This is a genomic window from Brevundimonas sp. NIBR10, assembly GCF_027912515.1.
In the GTDB taxonomy this organism is placed as follows: domain Bacteria; phylum Pseudomonadota; class Alphaproteobacteria; order Caulobacterales; family Caulobacteraceae; genus Brevundimonas.
This window is the reverse complement of sequence record NZ_CP115464.1, coordinates 1,111,772-1,128,471: the sequence shown is the minus strand read 5'-3', so window position 1 is coordinate 1,128,471 and position 16,700 is coordinate 1,111,772. Positions and strand designations below refer to the sequence as shown.

13 protein-coding genes and 1 riboswitch are annotated in these 16,700 nt (G+C 70.2%); of the genes, 7 read left to right on the top strand and 6 right to left on the bottom strand.

Annotated elements, in window-relative coordinates; genetic code table 11:
* Positions 1 to 209: 209 nt before the first annotated feature.
* The gene (locus O5K39_RS05450) at positions 210 to 2,657 is read right to left on the bottom strand and encodes an ATP-binding protein (protein WP_271146266.1); all 2,448 of its coding nucleotides are present in this window, start codon (positions 2,655 to 2,657) and stop codon (positions 210 to 212) included.
* Positions 2,658 to 2,791: 134 nt separating this feature from the next.
* The gene (locus O5K39_RS05445) at positions 2,792 to 3,361 is read right to left on the bottom strand and encodes a hypothetical protein (protein WP_271146265.1); all 570 of its coding nucleotides are present in this window, start codon (positions 3,359 to 3,361) and stop codon (positions 2,792 to 2,794) included.
* A gap of 145 nt (positions 3,362 to 3,506) precedes the next feature.
* Between O5K39_RS05445 and O5K39_RS05440 the strand changes: the two genes are divergently transcribed.
* On the top strand, positions 3,507 to 4,760 hold the full coding sequence (locus O5K39_RS05440; RefSeq protein WP_271146264.1) for a UbiH/UbiF/VisC/COQ6 family ubiquinone biosynthesis hydroxylase: 1,254 nt from the start codon (positions 3,507 to 3,509) through the stop codon (positions 4,758 to 4,760).
* Between the two features lie 6 nt (positions 4,761 to 4,766).
* Here the strand turns inward: O5K39_RS05440 and greA are convergent, their stop codons facing one another.
* Positions 4,767 to 5,243: a transcription elongation factor GreA gene (gene greA, locus O5K39_RS05435; protein ID WP_271146263.1), complete on the bottom strand. Its 477-nt coding sequence runs from the start codon at positions 5,241 to 5,243 to the stop codon at positions 4,767 to 4,769.
* A 58-nt stretch (positions 5,244 to 5,301) separates the two neighbouring features.
* On the opposite strand from greA, the gene O5K39_RS05430 reads away from it, so the two are divergent.
* From O5K39_RS05430 to O5K39_RS05420, 3 genes are all read left to right on the top strand, one after another.
* Positions 5,302 to 6,564, top strand: coding sequence for a TIGR03862 family flavoprotein (locus O5K39_RS05430; protein WP_271146262.1), 1,263 nt, complete (start codon positions 5,302 to 5,304; stop codon positions 6,562 to 6,564).
* 56 nt (positions 6,565 to 6,620) lie between these two features.
* Positions 6,621 to 6,818, top strand: a riboswitch (yybP-ykoY riboswitch).
* An 18-nt stretch (positions 6,819 to 6,836) separates the two neighbouring features.
* A complete protein-coding gene (locus O5K39_RS05425) occupies positions 6,837 to 7,406 on the top strand; it encodes a TMEM165/GDT1 family protein (RefSeq protein ID WP_271146261.1) in 570 nt (189 codons plus the stop codon).
* 85 nt (positions 7,407 to 7,491) lie between these two features.
* A complete protein-coding gene (locus O5K39_RS05420; protein ID WP_271146260.1) occupies positions 7,492 to 8,490 on the top strand; it encodes a class 1 fructose-bisphosphatase in 999 nt (332 codons plus the stop codon).
* 9 nt (positions 8,491 to 8,499) lie between these two features.
* Here O5K39_RS05420 and O5K39_RS05415 read toward each other — a convergent pair whose 3' ends face one another.
* The 3 genes from O5K39_RS05415 to O5K39_RS05405 form a co-directional block, all read right to left on the bottom strand.
* Positions 8,500 to 9,711, bottom strand: a complete 1,212-nt coding sequence (locus O5K39_RS05415) for a divergent polysaccharide deacetylase family protein (RefSeq protein WP_271147106.1) — start codon at positions 9,709 to 9,711, stop codon at positions 8,500 to 8,502.
* Between the two features lie 116 nt (positions 9,712 to 9,827).
* Complete coding sequence (locus O5K39_RS05410; RefSeq protein WP_271146259.1) at positions 9,828 to 11,261, bottom strand: S41 family peptidase; 1,434 nt, start codon at positions 11,259 to 11,261, stop codon at positions 9,828 to 9,830.
* Between the two features lie 209 nt (positions 11,262 to 11,470).
* Positions 11,471 to 14,347, bottom strand: a complete 2,877-nt coding sequence (locus O5K39_RS05405; RefSeq protein ID WP_271146258.1) for an ATP-dependent DNA helicase — start codon at positions 14,345 to 14,347, stop codon at positions 11,471 to 11,473.
* Between the two features lie 101 nt (positions 14,348 to 14,448).
* Here O5K39_RS05405 and O5K39_RS05400 point away from each other — a divergent pair, with 101 nt between their 5' ends.
* The 3 genes from O5K39_RS05400 to O5K39_RS05390 all read left to right on the top strand — a co-directional run bounded on the left by O5K39_RS05400 (position 14,449) and on the right by O5K39_RS05390 (position 16,688).
* Positions 14,449 to 14,694 carry a type II toxin-antitoxin system Phd/YefM family antitoxin gene (locus tag O5K39_RS05400; protein ID WP_271146257.1) on the top strand — a complete coding sequence of 82 codons (246 nt, stop codon included), beginning with the start codon at positions 14,449 to 14,451 and terminating at the stop codon, positions 14,692 to 14,694.
* Positions 14,694 to 15,110 carry a type II toxin-antitoxin system VapC family toxin gene (locus tag O5K39_RS05395; protein ID WP_271146256.1) on the top strand — a complete coding sequence of 139 codons (417 nt, stop codon included), beginning with the start codon at positions 14,694 to 14,696 and terminating at the stop codon, positions 15,108 to 15,110. Before O5K39_RS05400 ends, O5K39_RS05395 begins: the two co-directional genes overlap by 1 nt.
* Positions 15,111 to 15,188: 78 nt before the next feature.
* On the top strand, positions 15,189 to 16,688 hold the full coding sequence (locus O5K39_RS05390; RefSeq protein WP_271146255.1) for an altronate dehydratase family protein: 1,500 nt from the start codon (positions 15,189 to 15,191) through the stop codon (positions 16,686 to 16,688).
* Positions 16,689 to 16,700: the final 12 nt, after the last annotated feature.

Sequence of the window (16,700 nt, the reverse complement as noted above, 5' to 3'; positions counted from 1 at the left end):
AAAGGACTCGGCCTGCTCCCCGGGCATCCTTCTCCCCTTGCGGGAGAAGGTGGCAGCCGAAGGCTGACGGATGAGGGGTCGCACGGTTGAATGGAGTGGGTTGAGCGAGCGCCGATTCCGAAGGTCTGCGTGACCCCTCATCCGACTTCGCTTCGCTCAGCCACCTTCTCCCGCAAGGGGAGAAGGAAATCTCGCTTGTCCGACCCCCCTTACGCCGCGCGGGCCTGGTCGATCGTGAGCTCGGCGGGGCGCATCACCGGCAGGTCGAAGCTGACCACCGTGCCGCTGCCGGGTTCGCTGTCCATGGTCATCAGGCCGTGGTGCATCTCGATCAGGGACTTGGTCAGGGCCAGGCCCAGTCCGGTGCCCTGGGTGGTCTTGGAATGCTGGCCCTCGACCTGTTCGAACGGGCGGGCCAGCCGGCCCAGGTCCTCGGCGGCGATGCCGATGCCGGTGTCGGCGACCGAGACCTTCTGGCGGCCGCGTTCGATCTCGCGCACCGAGACGGTGACCGACCCGCCCTCGGGCGTGAATTTGATGGCGTTGGAGATCAGGTTCAGCATCACCTGCTTCATCCCGCGCTGGTCGGCGTCGATGTCGGGCAGGTCGGGCGCGTCCAGCACCAGGGTCAGGCCCGCTTCCTCGGCCTTGCCGCGCATCAGCCTGAGCGCGTCCTCGCAGACCTCCTTCAGCGACACCTTTTCGTAGTGCAGGGTCATCTTGCCGGCCTCGATCTTGGCCATGTCGAGGATGTCGTTGATCAGGCTGAGCAGATGCTGGCCCGACTTCAGGATGTCGCCCGCATAGCCCTTGTAGCGGGCGTCGCCGACGGGGCCGAACATCTCGCCGGCCATGATCTCCGAGAAGCCGTTGATGGCGTTCAGGGGGGTGCGCAACTCGTGGCTCATATTGGCCAGGAACTCGGACTTGGCCTGGTTGGCGGCCTCGGCGCGGGTCATGGCGATCTCGTATTTGCGGGCCAGCAGGCTGAGTTTTTCCTGGCTCGATTCCAGCTGGTCGACCGTGGCGCGCAGGGAGGCGGCGGCGCGCTGGGTTTCGGCCTCCTGGCGCTTGATGGTGGTCAGGTCGGTGGCGGTGACCACCGCCCCGCCGTCCGAGGTGAACCGCTCCGACAGCTGAAGCCAGCGGCCGTCGTGCAGCTCGACCTCATGCACCCCGGCCCGGTCGCTGGAGGCCGGGTGTTCGCATTTGATGGCCAGGGCCGCGATCCGGTTCAGCTCGTCCTTGGAGGCGCCGCGCCGGGTCATCTCGGGCTGGAGGCCGAAGGCGTCCTTGAAGGCCTGGTTGCACAGGATCAGCCGGCCCTGGCGGTCGAACAGGGCAAAGGCGTCGGACACGCTCTCGATCCCGTCGCGCAGCCGGCTCTCGGCGGCCTGGGCATGGGCCTTGGCGCGGCGGGCCTCGGTGATGTCGAGGGCGACGCCCAGGATCGATGCGAACCCTTCCTCGGTGCGGGCCCCGCGCGCCTGGCCCCGGGCGTCGATCCAGCGCACGGTCCCGTCGGGGCCGGTGACGGGGAAGGTGGTCTCGAAGGCGCCGAAGGTCGCGGCCTGGCTCAGGGCATGCTGGACGATCTCGCGGTATTTGGGATGGACCTGGGCGAACACATCCTCGGCCGCGACCACCCCGCCCTGGGGCAGGCCCAGCAGGGTCGCCATATAGTCGGAGATCACCACCTCCTCGAGCTCGAGATCCCATTCCCATACGCCGCAACGCGCCGCCTCGACGGCGACGCGAAACCGGTGCTCGGTCTCGGCCCAGTCGCGACCGGCGCGCTTCTGTCGCCAGCGTTGCAACAGCAGAAGGACGATCACCAGTAGGCCGAGGGCGATGGGGGCGGCCAGGACCCAGACGTCGCCCAGCAGGCTGGTGGCCCCTCCGGCACGACGCGAGGCCAGGGCGTGAAGACCGCTGGACCCGAGCGGAGCGGCGACGGTGTGCAGGGCGAGGCCGTTCGGACTGCGCGTATCGATCGACCCGGTGGCTGCGGACAGGGTCGAGCCATCGATCGCGGGATGATCGACCCCGGCGACCGGGACGACCTGACCTCCGGCCAGGGCCAGCGACAGGGAGACCCCGTCCTCGCCCCCAGATCCGGCCGGAGCGGTCAAGGGAATCCGCGCGGCCATCCGGTTGCCGTTGCCCGCCGAGCGCTGCACCAGGGCTTTGCCGTCGGTCGCGACGCCGAGTGCGGGCGGTGCCGATGCCGGTGTGGTGCCGGTCTGGACAAAGGCCCCGCCCGGTGCGCCCGCGGCGGCCAGGGTCTCGCCGGTCGGGGACATGACGGCGAAGGCGGTTTCGGGGGCCAGCACGCGGGCCGCCTCGATGGCGTCCAGCGGGCGGGTCGGACGGGCGCGCAGAGCCACGGCCCCGGCCGTCATCGCCGCATCGGTCGCCCGAAGCCGGGCGTCCATCTCGGCGGCGAACAGCCGGGCGTCGTCGGCGATGACGCGGGCGCGCAACGTCTCCAGCTCACGCTCGGGCCGGGCCGTCTCTCGCGCGACCAGCAGGACATAGGCAGCGACGCACAGGGCCAGGGTCAGGACACCGACGCGGATCCATCCGGCCAGCGTTCCGCCACCGGCGTCCGAAGCCCGGCGGCCTGCTCCCTGATAGCGGCGCTCCGTGCCCCGCAAGGCCTTCTCCCCGTTCGTCCAGACGCATTACAGGCCGATGCGGACCTTCGGGCGCGCACGATTCGCTGAAGCCTGGAATCTAGGCTGCGTCGCGGAATCCTGTCGAGGCTTGGTTAACCAAACCTTTGGACGATTCAGGCGGCGACGCGGGGCCTCGACGCGGCCTGTTCGGGCGGCGGGGCCAGGACGTCGGTGACGGTCTTGAGCACGTCGCGGGCCCTGCGGGCCAGGGCCAGGGTCTCGGGCGGGGCGTCGTCGGGGCTTTCGGCGACGCTGTCGACCAGGGCCTGAGCCAGGGCCATCAGGCGCGGCGCGGCCGCGATCAGCCGGGCCTGAAACTCGATCCGCTCGGGATCGCGGTCGTATTCGGCTCCCGGCACCCGCCAGCCGCCCCAGTCGGCCGGATCGGTGACCACGACGGGATAGGTGCCCGGCACGGGATGATGCGGCACGTCGTCCGCCTGTTGCCACTTGTTCCTGGCCCGCAGCAGCCGCCAGTCGCCCAAGTCCGACCCCGCCTCGTCCTCGACCGGCAGCATCAGCTCATTGGCCATGAACTCCCGGCCCAGGCCGATGTCGTAGGTGACACGCACCGGTTCGTCGAAACCCTTGGCCCAGACCGGCTGGACCTTTTCGATACTGGCCCATGCGCCGACGCATTCGACCCAGACCTTCTGGCCCTTTTGAAACTGTGCGCGCGCCATTCTGGCCCTCCGATATCAACCGGCACCCTAGGCACGGCCGTCTTGACGCCCGGTGTGCGGAAAGGGTGAAGCGAAGGTGAACGGCTTTCAGGGTCTGCGACCTCCCGCCACTGGACGTCGGGCTGCTGCGGCGCGACAAGCGGCCATGGCCTCGCCCTTCACCCATGACGTCATCATCGCCGGCGCCGGAATGGCCGGCGCGACATTCGCCCTCGCCGCCGCGCAAGGCGGGCTGAAGGTCGTGCTGATCGACCCCCAGCCCTTCTCCGCCCAGCTCGCGCCGACCTTCGACGGGCGATCGACGGCGGTGGCCTATTCGACCTTCCGGATGCTGGATGCGCTGGGGGTCGGCGAGGCCTTGCGACCGAACGCCTGTCGCATGGATCACATCCTGGTCACCGACGGACGCAGGCCCGGCGCGGCGTCGAAAGCCATGTCCCCGGCCTATCTGCGATTCGACGCGGCCGAGATCGGTGACGCCAACGGGGGGGAACCCCTCGGATACATGGTCGAGAACCGCCACATCCGCGCCGCCCTGGCGCAGGGCGTGACGGATGCCGGGATCGAGGTGCGGGCGCCTGCGTCGGTCGCGTCGGTCGCCACCGACGGCTTCGGGGCGAGCGTGGGTCTGGCGGACGGCGCGGTCCTGCGCGCACCCCTGGTCGTCGGGGCCGAGGGGCGGGGTTCGGTCGTGCGCAAGGCCGCCGGCATCGGCACGGTCGGCTGGGCCTATGGCCAGAGCGGGGTCGTGGCCACGGTCCGGCTGGGTCGCCCCCACGGCGGGGTCGCCCACGAGTATTTCCTGCCCTCGGGCCCGTTCGCCATCCTGCCGCTGACCGACCAGCGCGCCAGCCTGGTCTGGACCGAGACGACCCGGGCGGCCGAGGCCCTGCGCGACTGCTCGGACGAGGCCTTTCAGTCGCACCTGATGCGGCGCTTCGGCGAGTTCCTGGACGGCGCGACGCCTGAGGGGCCCCGCTTCGTCTATCCGCTGGCGCTCGACCTGGCCGAGGCCCTGACCGCGCCGCGTACCGCCCTGATCGGCGACGCGGCCCACGGGGTGCATCCGGTCGCGGGCCAAGGGCTGAACATGGGCCTGAAGGACGCCGCCGCCCTGGCCGAGGTGCTGATCGAGGCGATGCGGCTGGGGCTCGATATCGGCTCGGTCGGGGTGCTGGAGCAGTACGCCCGCTGGCGCCGGTTCGACAATGCGGCGCTGGCCGCCGGGTTCGACGGCTTCGTGCGGCTGTTCTCCAACGACCACGCCCCGATCCGGCTGGCCCGCGACCTCGGCATGGCCGCCGTGAATCGCATCGGCCCGCTGCGCCGCGCCTTCATGCGCGAAGCCGGCGGCGCGACGGGCGATCTGCCGAGGCTGCTGCGGGGCGAGGTGGTCTGACCCCGGTCAGTCCACCGCGACGACCTCGACCGACTGACCCGCCACCACCGCCTCGTCGCCGACCCGCTTGCCGGTGAGGGCGCGGGCGAGGGGGGAGACGTGGCTGACGGAGCCGGTGGCGGGATCGGCCTCGTCCTCGCCGACGATGGCCCAGGTCTGGGTGCGGCCGTCCTCGCGTTCGATGGTGACCGAGCCGCCGAAGCGGACCGTGCCGTCGGCCGTGGTCTCGACCAGCTGGGCATTGGCGCGGCGGGCGGACCAGTAGCGGAGGTCGCGGGTCGCGCGGGCCATGGCGGTGCGGTCGGCCTCGATCGAGCCGTGGGCCTGAGCACCGCTGTAGGCCGCGCGGGCCGAGGCCAGTTCGCGTTCGATCGCCGCCAGACCGTCAGGGGTGACGAGGTTGGCGTGGGGGGAAATCGGACGGTCGGGAAGATCGGCGGCCGTGGCCTCCAGGTCTTCCTCACGGGTGAAGGCGACGCTCATGACCCAGTGTATAGCCTGTAGGCCCTGCAAGTTCCCAGCGGATCGGCTAGGAGGGCCCATGTCCGACATTCCCACCGCCTCCGCCCCGTCCGTCACCGTCATCGGGGCGGGCCCCGCCGGGCTGATGGCCGCCGAGGTCCTGGCCCGGGCCGGGGCCGTGGTGACCGTGCACGAGCGGATGCCGTCGCCGGCGCGTAAGCTGTTGCTGGCCGGGCGCGGGGGGCTGAACCTGACCCATACCGAGGAACAGACCGCGTTTCTGAGCCGATACGGCGAGCGGGCGGGGGTGGTGTCGGACTGGCTCGACGCCTTTTCGCCGGACGACCTGACGGCCTGGGCCGAGGGGCTGGGCCAGCCGACCTTCGTGGGGTCGAGCGGCCGGGTGTTTCCGCGCGCGATGAAGGCCTCGCCCCTGGTCCGGGCCTGGCTGGCGCGGCTCGGGGAGCTGGGGGTCACACTTCGGACCCGGTCGCGCTGGACGGGCTGGGCCGAGGACGGCGTGACGTTCGACACGGCCGAAGGCCCGGTGGTCGAGCGGCCCGACGCGGTCGTGCTGGCGCTGGGCGGCGCGAGCTGGCCCCGGCTCGGGTCGGACGGGGCCTGGGTCGGCGATCTCGAGGGGGCGGGGGCGGAGGTTTCGCCGCTCCGGCCCGCCAACGCCGGGTTCGACGTGGCCTGGTCGCCGATCCTGATCGAGCGGGCGGCGGGACAGCCGTTGAAGGCGGTCTCTCTCAGCATCGCGGACCCCCGGCCTCAAGCAGCGCAAGGCGCGGTAGGCCCAGTGAAAGGCGAGGTGATGTTGACCCGCTATGGGCTGGAGGGGGGCGCGGTCTATGCCCTGTCGGGGCCGTTGCGCGAGGCGATCGCGCGGGACGGGTCGGCGGTGCTGACGATCGACCTGAGACCGGACCTGAGCGTCGAGGCCCTGGCCGCGCGGCTGGACGACGCGCGGTCCAAGGACAGTATGAACAACCTGTTGCGCAAGGCCGGCGGCCTGTCGCCCGCGGCCATCGCCGTGCTGCGCGAGATCCCCGGAGCAATCCCGACGGGGTCCGACAAGCTGGCGCGCCGGATCAAGGCCGTGCGCCTGACCCTGACGGGAATGCAGGGGCTGGACCGGGCCATCTCCACCGCCGGCGGAGTGCAGTTCGAAAGTCTGGATGAACGGCTGATGCTGGCCTCGCGGCCGGGGGTCTTCATCGCCGGAGAAATGCTGGACTGGGAGGCTCCGACCGGGGGCTATCTGCTCCAGGCCTCGCTGGCGTCTGGGCTGGTGGCGGCGAATGGGGCGCTGGACTGGTTGATATCGCAGCCGCGCTGACGGGACTTTGCGAGTCGCTCTCGCTTGCCCCGACGGCACCGACGCCGCTAAAGCCGCGACCTGTCATCGGGGAGTAGCCGCCCGCAGTTCTCAGCGGGGCCCGCGTCAACATACTTCCTCTCCCCGGAGAGGATGGCGCGGGAAGGAGACTTCGATCGCTCGATCGAGGTCGTCACGGCAAGACCGCTGGTTTTCGCAAGGGTGCTTCACGCGGGGCCTCGGTTGCGAACGCCTTGGTCTGTCCGCCGACGCCCCGCGCATGACGTGCCCGAATGGAAGCTTTCCTTGTTTCGACCGGTCTGGTCGCCATCGCCGAGATCGGCGACAAGACCATGCTGCTGGCCATTGCGCTCGCCGCGACATGGCGACGGCCCGTGCCGATCATCGCCGGAATTCTGATCGCCACCCTGGCCAACCACGCCCTGGCCGCCCTGGCCGGGACCCTGTTCGCGCATTTCCTGAGCGGGCCGTGGATGAGGTGGATCGTCGGGATCGCCTTTCTGGGGTTCGCCGCCTGGGCCCTGATCCCCGACACGCTCGACGACGACGAGGGCGGGGTGAAACCGCAGAAAACCGCGCTGGCCGTCTTCTGGGCCACCACGGTCGCCTTCTTCCTGGTCGAGATGGGCGACAAGACCCAGATCGCCACCGCCGCCCTGGCCGCCCGGTTCGAGACCCTGCCTCTGGTGGTCGCCGGATCCACACTGGGGATGATGCTGGTCAACGGGCCCGCCGTCTTCATGGGCGAGGCGGCGGCGAAGCGGTTGCCGCTGAAATACATCCGCATGGCGGCGGCGGCGGGGTTCGCCCTGACCGGGCTGTGGGTGCTGATCGCCCCCTAGCCTCAGAGAGGGTGACGGCTTCTCAGGTGACGAAGGCGGCGGGTCGCGATAGGACACCCTCGTTCGACAGCACGGATTGCCGCCCATGACCGCCGCCTACCCTACACTCGACGATCACCTGGCCGGACAGGATGTACCCGAGGCCCTGAAGGTCGTGGTCGCAGCCATCGCCACCGAGTGCGTGGCCATCGCGGGCGTCGTGCGACTGGGCGGGCTGGCCGGGGCGCTGGGGCTGGCGGGCACGGCCAATGTGCAGGACGAGGAGCAGAAGAAGCTCGACGTCATGACCAACGACATGCTGACCGAACGGCTGAAGGCCTGTCAGCCCGTCGCCGCCGTGGGGTCCGAGGAGATGGACCTGATCGAGCCGACCGGCCGCACGGGCGGTTACCTGGTCACCTTCGATCCGCTCGACGGATCATCCAATATCGACATCAATGCGCCGGTGGGGACCATCTTCTCCATCCTGCCGGCGCCCGAGGGTCGCGCGCCCGTCGAGGCCGACTTCCTGATCGGGGGCCGCAAACAGGTCGGGGCCGGCTATGCGGTCTATGGGGCACAGACCATGCTGGTGCTGACCCTGTCGGGCGGGGTGACGGGCTTTACCCTGGACGCGCAAGGGCGCTGGCATCTGACCAACCCCGATATCGTCGTGCCGGCCGATACGAAGGAGTTCGCCATCAACATGTCGAACCGCCGCCACTGGGCCCCGGCGGTGCGCGCCTATATCGACGACTGCCTGGCGGGCAAGACCGGGCCCCGGGGCAAGGATTTCAACATGCGGTGGGTCGCGGCCATGGTCGCGGACGTTCACCGCGTCCTGATGCGCGGCGGGGTTTTCCTCTATCCGTGGGACCAGCGCGAGCCCGATCGGCCCGGCAAGCTGCGGCTGCTGTACGAAGGCGCGCCCATGGCCCTGTTGATCGAACGCGCAGGGGGCAAGGCCACCACCGACGGCGTGACCCCGATCCTCGACGTCATCCCCCGGAACCTGCACGAGCGCTGCGCCGTCGCCCTGGGCTCGGCCAACGAAATCGACGCCTATGCCGGGACCCCGGCGGGGAACGACCTGAGGCAGGTTTGACGACGCCGCTCAGCGGCCGGGGCGCTGGGTCATGGATGAAGCGGGGGCCAACTGGAGTCCTCGTGATTCGAGGCCTGCGGTCCAGCGGGCGGCGGCCTCGACCGTGACGGGATAGCTGAAGCCGGTGCCCAGCGCAGCGCCGCGTTGCTTGGCGGCGGCCTCCAGCACATTCAGGCGACCGATGATGGCGGCGGGGGTCTGGGTCTCGTCGATGATGGTGTCGGCGCTGGCGCGGGCCCAGGCGCCGGGGCGGCGACGCGCCGATCCGTCGTCGAGGAAGGCCAGGCCTCGCTGGCGCAGGATTCCCATGAAGGCCCCCATGCCGGTGTCGGAGGTCACGAACCGGTCGCCGAGATAGTTCGTCACCCCGAAATAGCCGGTCGCGCGACCCAGCAGCCAGGCCATCCGCGCCTCGATGTCGTCGGGCGTGCCGGAGGACAGCAGGGTCTGGGGGCCCGGATCGTTGTCGGGATAGCCGGTCGGCTCCATCGGGATCTCGATCATGACCTCATGGCCCTGGGCGCGGGCCAGGTCGATCCAGCCCTGCAAGCCCTCGGCATAGGGGACGAAGCTCAGGGTGACCTCGGCCGGCAGGCGTTCGATGGCGGCGCGGGTGGTCACGGCATTGAGGCCGAGACCGCCGACGATGAGGGCGACGCGGGGCTTGCCGTTGGGACGGAAGGGACGGGCATAGGCCTGGGCCGGGACGCGGCCGTCGGCGGCGATGACCGGCAGGGGACCGGCCGGGCCGGGCTGGCTGAGGCCTGCGATGGGGGCGGCCGGAAGGGGCGAGGCGGGGCGGACGGGGGCGCTGATCGCCGATCCGCCGCCGGACACGGTCGCGCCGTCGGGCAGGGTGATCAGGGCGTCGCCGCCGGCCGCACCGCCCATCAGGGCCGGGTCCATGGTGGGGTCGCCGCCGAGATCCTGCCACGCTCCGAAACCGTCGAAGCCGAAGGCCTCTGCGCCGGTCGGGGCGGGAGCGGCGGCCGGGGCGGCGCGGGTCAGGCTGGCGCGGGCGGTGGGGGTTCCGGCGCGGGGATCACCGAGCACGGTCAGGAACAGGGCGGCGGCCGCGATCAGCGACAGGCCGGCGACGCCCACGGCGACGGGCGGACGCTTCAGGACGGCGGCGATCTGGGCGAGGTTCAACCCCGGGCCGCGCGGCTGGGGCGGGCTGCCGGCGGTGGCGGCCAGGGCGGACTGACGTTTGGCGAACATGGACACGGACGAACGCTCGGTAGGCCTTTGGCGGAACCGCGATGACGGCTCCTTCCGGCTCACTGTGGCGTGCGGCGGTTAAGAAAGCCTAACGGGGCATTAGCCATGAAGGACGGCTAACGGCGGCGTTCCTGGGGAGTCGGGACGTTGCCGGGCGTGATCTCCGGAGCGCGCTGGGGCGAGGCCGGGGGCGTTTCGGTCGCCTCCGCGGTCTCGACCGGGGCCGCGTTCGGATCGGTGACGACGACGCCCGTGGGCGCGGCGGCCAGCCGGGTCAGGTCGCCGCCGGCGCGAAGCACGTCGAGCGCGCGTTCCAGCTGATAGTCCTTGTCCTTGTCGAAGTCGGGACCGGGGGCTTCGCGCGGCACGTGGGGCCCCTTGCGTTCGGCCCCGATGGAGGCGTCCAGCGCCGTGGAATAGGCGGCCTCGGAATAGATGAAGCTGGAGCGCGAGACGATCTTCGCCTCGGCTTCCGTGCGGGCGACCTCGAGGTCGGGCTCGATGCCGATCTTCTGGATCGAGGCGCCGGAGGGGGTGTAGTAGCGCGCCGTGGTGATCGACAGGGCCCCGTCGCGGCCGCCGCCCAGCGGGATCACCGTCTGGACCGAGCCCTTGCCGAAGCTGGTCAGGCCGACGATCGTGGCCCGCTCATGGTCCTTCAGCGCACCGGCGACGATCTCGGACGCCGAGGCCGAGCCGTAGTTGACCAGCACCACCAGAGGCAGGCCGCCGCTCAGGTCGCCGGGCTTGGCGGCATAACGTTCGATCTGTTCGGGCTTGCGGCCCCGCTGGCTGACGATCTCGCCGCGTTCGAGGAAGGCGTCGGACACGTCGATGGCGGCGGTCAGCAGGCCGCCGCCGTTGTTGCGCAGGTCCAGCACGAAGCCCTTGAGGCCGGGACGTTCGGCCTTAAGCCGGGTGATGGTCTCGGTCAGTTCGCGGCCGGTGTTCTCGTTGAAGGTCGAGATGCGCAGATAGCCGAAGTCGCCTTCCAGACGGCCGGTGACGCTCTCGACCTTGATGACCTCGCGGGTCAGGACGACCTCGCGGGCCTCCTCGCCGTCGCGCAGGAAGGTCACGGTCACGGATGTACCCATGGCGCCGCGCAGTTTCTCGGAGACCTGAGAGACCGTCATGCCCGCTGCGTTCTGGCCGTCGATGGCCGAGATCACGTCGCCGGCCTGGACGCCCGCGCGACCGGCCGGGGAGTTGTCCATCGGCGAGATCACCTTCACCAGCCCGCCCTCGGCGGTGATGGTCAGGCCGACGCCGGAGTATTCGCCGCTCGTCCGCTCCTGCAGATCCTCATAGCCGTCCGGCGGCAGATAGTTGGAGTGGGGATCCAGCGCCGTCATCATCCCGGCCAGGGCCGCCTCGACCAGCTTCTTGTTGTCGACGGGCACGACATAGGCCTGTTCGACCACGGCGATGACGTCGCCGAACAGTTGCAGCATGCGGAAGGTTTCGTTGCGCGGCGTCTGGGTCGCCACGGTCATGCCGGTCAGGCCGAGCGCAATCACGACGCCGCCGGCCAGGAATCTCTTACGCATTCGGTCTCTTTCGCGATCCAACGGCATTCCGAAGCCTCTGGAGCGTCCGGTAGGCCTTCAGTGTGGGGAAGGATGGGGCCACAGGCAAGCGGGAGTGGGGGTTGGGAGGTGGTTGGTGGCTGGTGGGTGGTGATCGCCGCGTCCTCGACGCCACGGTCATGGGACGCAACAGAAGCCGCTCAGAGATGCTCATCGCAAGCCACCAGCCACTAATCACGACCTTCCAGAAACCCCTTCGTCAGCTCGATCGCGTCGACCAGGCCCATGCGCTGGACCTCGGCGCCGGGGGGCAGGCTGGCGAACAGGCGGGTGGGGGTGGCGGCGTCGAGCATGACGAAGACCCCCTTGTCGTCGGCACGGCGGATCAGGCGGCCGAACGCCTGGGCGATGCGGGCGCGGGCGAGCGAGTCGTCATAGCCGCGTCCGGCGGCGGCTTCCCCGCCGAACTTGAGGCGCCGGGCCTTGTGCAGCAGGTCGGGGCGGGGCCAGGGGACGCGGTCGAAGGCGAGGAGCCGCAGGCTTCGGCCGGGCACGTCGACCCCGTCGCGGACCGCATCGGTGCCCAACAGGCAGCTGTCCTGTTCGGCGCGGAAGATATCGACCAGGGCACCGACCTCCAGCGGATCGACGTGCTGGGCGTAGAGGGGGATCTGGGCCTTCGCCAGATCGGGCCCGAGCCGTTCATAGACGGCCTTCAGCCGGCGAATGGCGGTGAACAGGCCCAGCGACCCGCCGCCGGCCGCCAGGAACAGTTCGCGCATGGCCGCCGCCGTCTGGCGCGGATCGTCCTTGGCCACGTCGGTGACGACGATGACCCGGCTGTTCGAGGCATAGTCGAACGGGCTTTCGACCTTCAGCGTACGCGGCGGGTCGATCAGCCGGGCCGAGCCGGTGCGCATCCGCGCCATGTCGAACAGGTCGCCGCCACCGGCCTCGGCGAGCGGATCGGACAGGGTCGCCGAGGTCACCAGCACGCCGTGCGAGGGCAGGATGACGGCGGCTTCCAGCGGCACGGTCGGGTCGATCCAGTGGCGGCGCAGGGCCACGTCGTGGATGCGGCCGAACGCCGTCTCGACCGACAGCCAGTCGACGAAATCGGGATCGGGCTGGTCGCCCGCGTCCTGAAGCGCCGCCAGCATGGAGCGCCAACCGGGCAGGGTCATGCGGGCGCGACGGTCCAGACCGCGCAGGGCCCCCTCGATCCGGGCGCGCGATGCCGGTTCCAGCTCAGCCGCCTCGTCGTCGAGGATATCTTCCAGATGCCGGGCCAAGGCCAGCAGGGGCGCTTCCAGCGCGGCGATGGCCTGCGCTGCGCCGCGCGCGGTCTCCAGCAAGGGCTCGGTGGCGGGGCGGACCGCGCATTCGGTACCGAACTCGGATGACGCCGACGACGCGGCCTCTGAGGTGCGGGCGCGGATCTGTTCCAGGGCGGCCATCAGGAACTGTTCGATCGGGCCGACGGGGTTCACCTCGCCCGACGGCGGGGCGATCCGGCCGGAGATGCCTTCGCCCGGGAAGGCGGCGGCGGCGCGGATGGCGTCCTGAAGGGCTTTCTGTGCGGCCGAGTCGTCGCCGACGAGGTCACCGAGCCGCTGTTCCAGCCCCCTGCCCCGCCGCCCGCGCCCCTCCGGACCCCGGATCCAGCGGCGCAGCTCGGCCGCCTCCTGACCCGACAGACAGGCGGAGAAGGCTGAGTCGGCCGCGTCGAACAGATGATGGCCCTCGTCGAAGACGATGCGTTTCAGGGCGGCGGTCTCGTTGTCCTGTTTCAGGCCGCGCGCGGTGCGGGCGCCGTCGAAGGCGGCCTGCGTCATGACGAGTGCATGATTGGCGACGACCAGATCGGCCCGGCGGCTGGCGCGGATGGTCTTTTCCACGAAACAGGTGCGGTAGTGAGGACAGGCGGCGTGGACGCATTCGCCGCGCCGATCCACCAGATTGCCCGCCGACGCCTGCTGCCCCGCGCCCACGGCGAACAGGCCGGGCAGCCAGCCGGGGAAGTCGCCGCCGGTCATGTCGCCGTCGCGACTGTGCAGGGCCCAGCGACTGGTCAGGGCCAGGCCGATCAGGTCGCCGTTGCCCAGCTGGGCCGCCTGGACCATGTCCTGAAGGTTCAGCAGACAGAGGTAGTTCTCGCGGCCCTTGCGCACGACGGTCTTCTTCTTGCGCACCTCGGGATCGGGCCACAGGGCGGCGCTCTCGCGGTCGATCTGGCGTTGCAGGGCGCGGGTATAGGTCGAGACCCAGGCGGCGCCCTGGTTGCGCTCGGCCCAGACGGAGGCGGCGGCCAGATAGCCCAGCGTCTTTCCCGTGCCGGTCCCCGCTTCGGCCAGAAGGACGCGCGGGCGGCCCTCCTCGTCGCGCGGCGAGAAGGCGTAGGCGGCCTCGGCGGCATAGTCGGACTGGGTCGGACGGGTCTCGTCGAGGCCCGAGGCCTGAAGCAGCTTGGCCAGACGGATGCGGGTCGACTCGCTGTCGACGGCGGCGGACCCGGCCTCGCCACGCGGGGCCTCGTCCTCCCACTCCGGCAGGCGCGACCAGGCGTCGAGGCCCGAGCCGCGATACTTCCGCTCGCGCATCGGCGCATGCTGGAGCGCGCCCGAGACCCGCCAGGCCCAAGCCCAGTTCGCGCGACCGAGCGTCTCGGCCAGGGTGAAGGCGTCCTCGCGATGCGGATAGGCCGGGTCGGCCAGTTCGCGCAGCAGGGCCCCGGCGGCGTGCCTCAGGGCCTCGGCCTGGGCCTCCGCCCCCTTGGGTTCCGACAGACCGAGCGCGAGGGCCAGGCCGCTCGGCGACGGCGCGCAGAACCGCGCGGGGCGGACGAAGGCGTGCAGCTCCAGCACGTCCAGCAGGTCCGGCGACCGCGCGGGAGGCGACAACCCCAGCCGCCGCGCCGTCAGGCTGGCGTGGGCTACCAGCACGGCTTGGCTCGTGAACACCCCCTCGGCCGCCCCCCGCCCGATCCGCCGCGCCCCCTCGTCATCACAGATCGCCCCCGCGCCCGGGGGCACGGCCAAGGCAGGCGGCAGGACCAGCCACGGCTCGGTGCCGGTCAGTACGGAAGGGGCGAGAATGGCGGGGGTCACGGGTCGAGGATAGCTGTTCTCTGGACGAAACGGAACGGGAACATTCTTGACCCGATCCATCGATCCGATTATGGCCATAAGAGATAGCCATGGAGCGGCCCATGAACTGGAGTTTGGCCAAGGCCAAGGACAACCTGTCGGAAGTCGTTCGCCGAGCCGCCAACGAAGGCGCTCAGACGATCACCGTGCATGGAGAGCGAGCCGGTGTGATCCTGTCGCCGGAAGACTACGATCGCCTGATCAGCCCCTATGCCGCAATGGGCTTCAAAGACCTTTTGAAGGCGATGAATTTCGACGGCGTCGACCTGACGCGAGACCCGACACCCAGCCGGGACGTCGAGTTGTAGTGTATCTGCTGGATACAAATGCCGTCAGCGAGCCGGGTCGTCTACACCCCGACGCCGGATTTCTGGCCTGGTTCGACGCAACGCCCGAACCCTTGCAGTATGTCAGCGTTCTCACGATCGGAGAGTTGCGCCATGGGACCCAGGCGATGGTTGCCGGTCGACAGCGCGCATTTCTCGAAGGTCTGCAAGTCATTCTGACGACCCGACATCGCGCGAGAGTGCTGGACGTCGATATAGCCGTCGTCAAACTGTGGGCCGACATCGCTCTCGAGAACAAGCGCAACGGCCGGAGGCCCGGTGCGATCGACGAGTTGATCGCGGCGACCGCGCTACTCTACGACTTTACGGTCGTCACTCGAAACGTCCGCGATTTCCAGACCAGCGGCTGCAAGCTGCTAAGCCCCTGGACCGGCTAGTCGCAAGGTCCGCTGAGCCCACCAATCGATACCGCCTCTGACTTTGCGCAATATGTCCACCGGTGGCAAAGAGGCGGGATGAGCCGTGTCCTGATCCTCAATGCCGCCGATGACATCGCCGTGGCGCTCGACGACGTCACCGCCGGTGAGACGCCGGAAGGGCTGGACGTCGCGGCGACGGCCGACATCGCCCAGGGGCACAAGGTCGCGCGCCATGCGGTGGCGCAGGGCGGGCTGGTGCGGCGTTACGGGCAGGTGATCGGGCGGGCGAGGCTTACCATCGCGGCGGGGGATCATGTCCACGTCCACAACCTGGCCATGGCCGACGACGGGCGCGAGGCCGAGGTCGGGGCGGATGTGCGGGCACCGGTGCCGCTCGACGGCGCGACGTTCGAGGGCATCGTGCGCAGGGACGGCCGGGTCGGGACGCGAAACTATATCGGGGTGCTGACCAGCGTGAACTGTTCGGCGACGGTGGCGCGGCGGATCGCCGATGCGTTCCCGGACGCGAGTCTGCCCGAGGGTGTGGACGGGGTGGTGGCCTTCACCCATCAGGGCGGATGCGGGGGATCGTCCCTGTCGACCGACGTCGAACTGTTGCAGCGGACCCTGGCCGGCTATGCGCGGCATCCGAACTTCGCCGCCATCCTGATCGTCGGCCTGGGCTGTGAGGCCAACCAGATTCCCGACTGGCTGGCGAAGACGGGGCTGGAGACCGGCACCACCCTGCGGGCCATGACCATTCAGGAGGCCGGCGGCACGGCCCGCGCGATCGAGGCCGGGATCGGGATCGTGCGCGACCTCGTGGACGAGGCGGCGAAGGTGAAGCGCCAGACGGCGTCGGCCTCGCACCTGACGGTCGGCCTGCAATGCGGCGGGTCGGACGGATGGTCGGGGGTCACGGCCAATCCGGCGCTGGGGGCGGCGGTCGATCTGCTGGTCGCGCACGGCGGCTCGGCCATGCTGTCGGAGACGCCCGAGATCTGGGGGGCCGAACACCTGTTGCTGCGTCGCGCGGTGTCGCAGGGGGTGGCGGACAAGCTGAACGCCCGGCTGGAATGGTGGCGCGCCTATGCCGACCGGCACGGGATGGAGCTGAACAACAACCCCTCGCCCGGCAATCTGAAGGGGGGGCTGACCACCATCCTGGAGAAGTCGCTGGGGGCCGTGGCCAAGTCGGGATCGACGCCGCTGAACGACGTGATCGGATACGCCGAGCCGCTGGCCGCGCCGGGCCTGACCTTCATGGACAGCCCGGGCTACGACCCCTGTTCGGCGACGGGCCAGATCGCCTCGGGGGCCAATCTGATCGTCTTCACCACCGGGCGGGGTTCGGTTTTCGGAGCCAAGCCCGCGCCCTCGATCAAGGTGGCATCGAACGCAAAACTGGCGTCCTGGATGGACGAAGACATGGACATCGACGCCTCCCCCGTCCTGACCGGCACGCCGATCGCCGATGTGGGCGCGGAAATCTTCGCGCGGATGCTGGCGGTCGCGTCCGGCGAGCCGTCCAAGTCCGAGGCGCTCGGCATCGGCGACAACGAGTTCGTCCCCTGGGCGGTCGGTGCCTATTTGTAGGGAGTAGCCTTG

Coding starts and splice junctions, on each gene's coding strand:
- O5K39_RS05445 (WP_271146265.1), bottom strand. CDS start 3,361: ATGGCGCGCGCACAGTTTCAAAAGGGCCAGAAGGTCTGGGTCGAATGC.
- O5K39_RS05440 (WP_271146264.1), top strand. CDS start 3,507: ATGGCCTCGCCCTTCACCCATGACGTCATCATCGCCGGCGCCGGAATG.
- greA (WP_271146263.1), bottom strand. CDS start 5,243: ATGAGCGTCGCCTTCACCCGTGAGGAAGACCTGGAGGCCACGGCCGCC.
- O5K39_RS05430 (WP_271146262.1), top strand. CDS start 5,302: ATGTCCGACATTCCCACCGCCTCCGCCCCGTCCGTCACCGTCATCGGG.
- O5K39_RS05425 (WP_271146261.1), top strand. CDS start 6,837: ATGGAAGCTTTCCTTGTTTCGACCGGTCTGGTCGCCATCGCCGAGATC.
- O5K39_RS05420 (WP_271146260.1), top strand. CDS start 7,492: ATGACCGCCGCCTACCCTACACTCGACGATCACCTGGCCGGACAGGAT.
- O5K39_RS05415 (WP_271147106.1), bottom strand. CDS start 9,711: ATGTTCGCCAAACGTCAGTCCGCCCTGGCCGCCACCGCCGGCAGCCCG.
- O5K39_RS05410 (WP_271146259.1), bottom strand. CDS start 11,261: ATGCGTAAGAGATTCCTGGCCGGCGGCGTCGTGATTGCGCTCGGCCTG.
- O5K39_RS05400 (WP_271146257.1), top strand. CDS start 14,449: ATGAACTGGAGTTTGGCCAAGGCCAAGGACAACCTGTCGGAAGTCGTT.
- O5K39_RS05390 (WP_271146255.1), top strand. CDS start 15,189: ATGAGCCGTGTCCTGATCCTCAATGCCGCCGATGACATCGCCGTGGCG.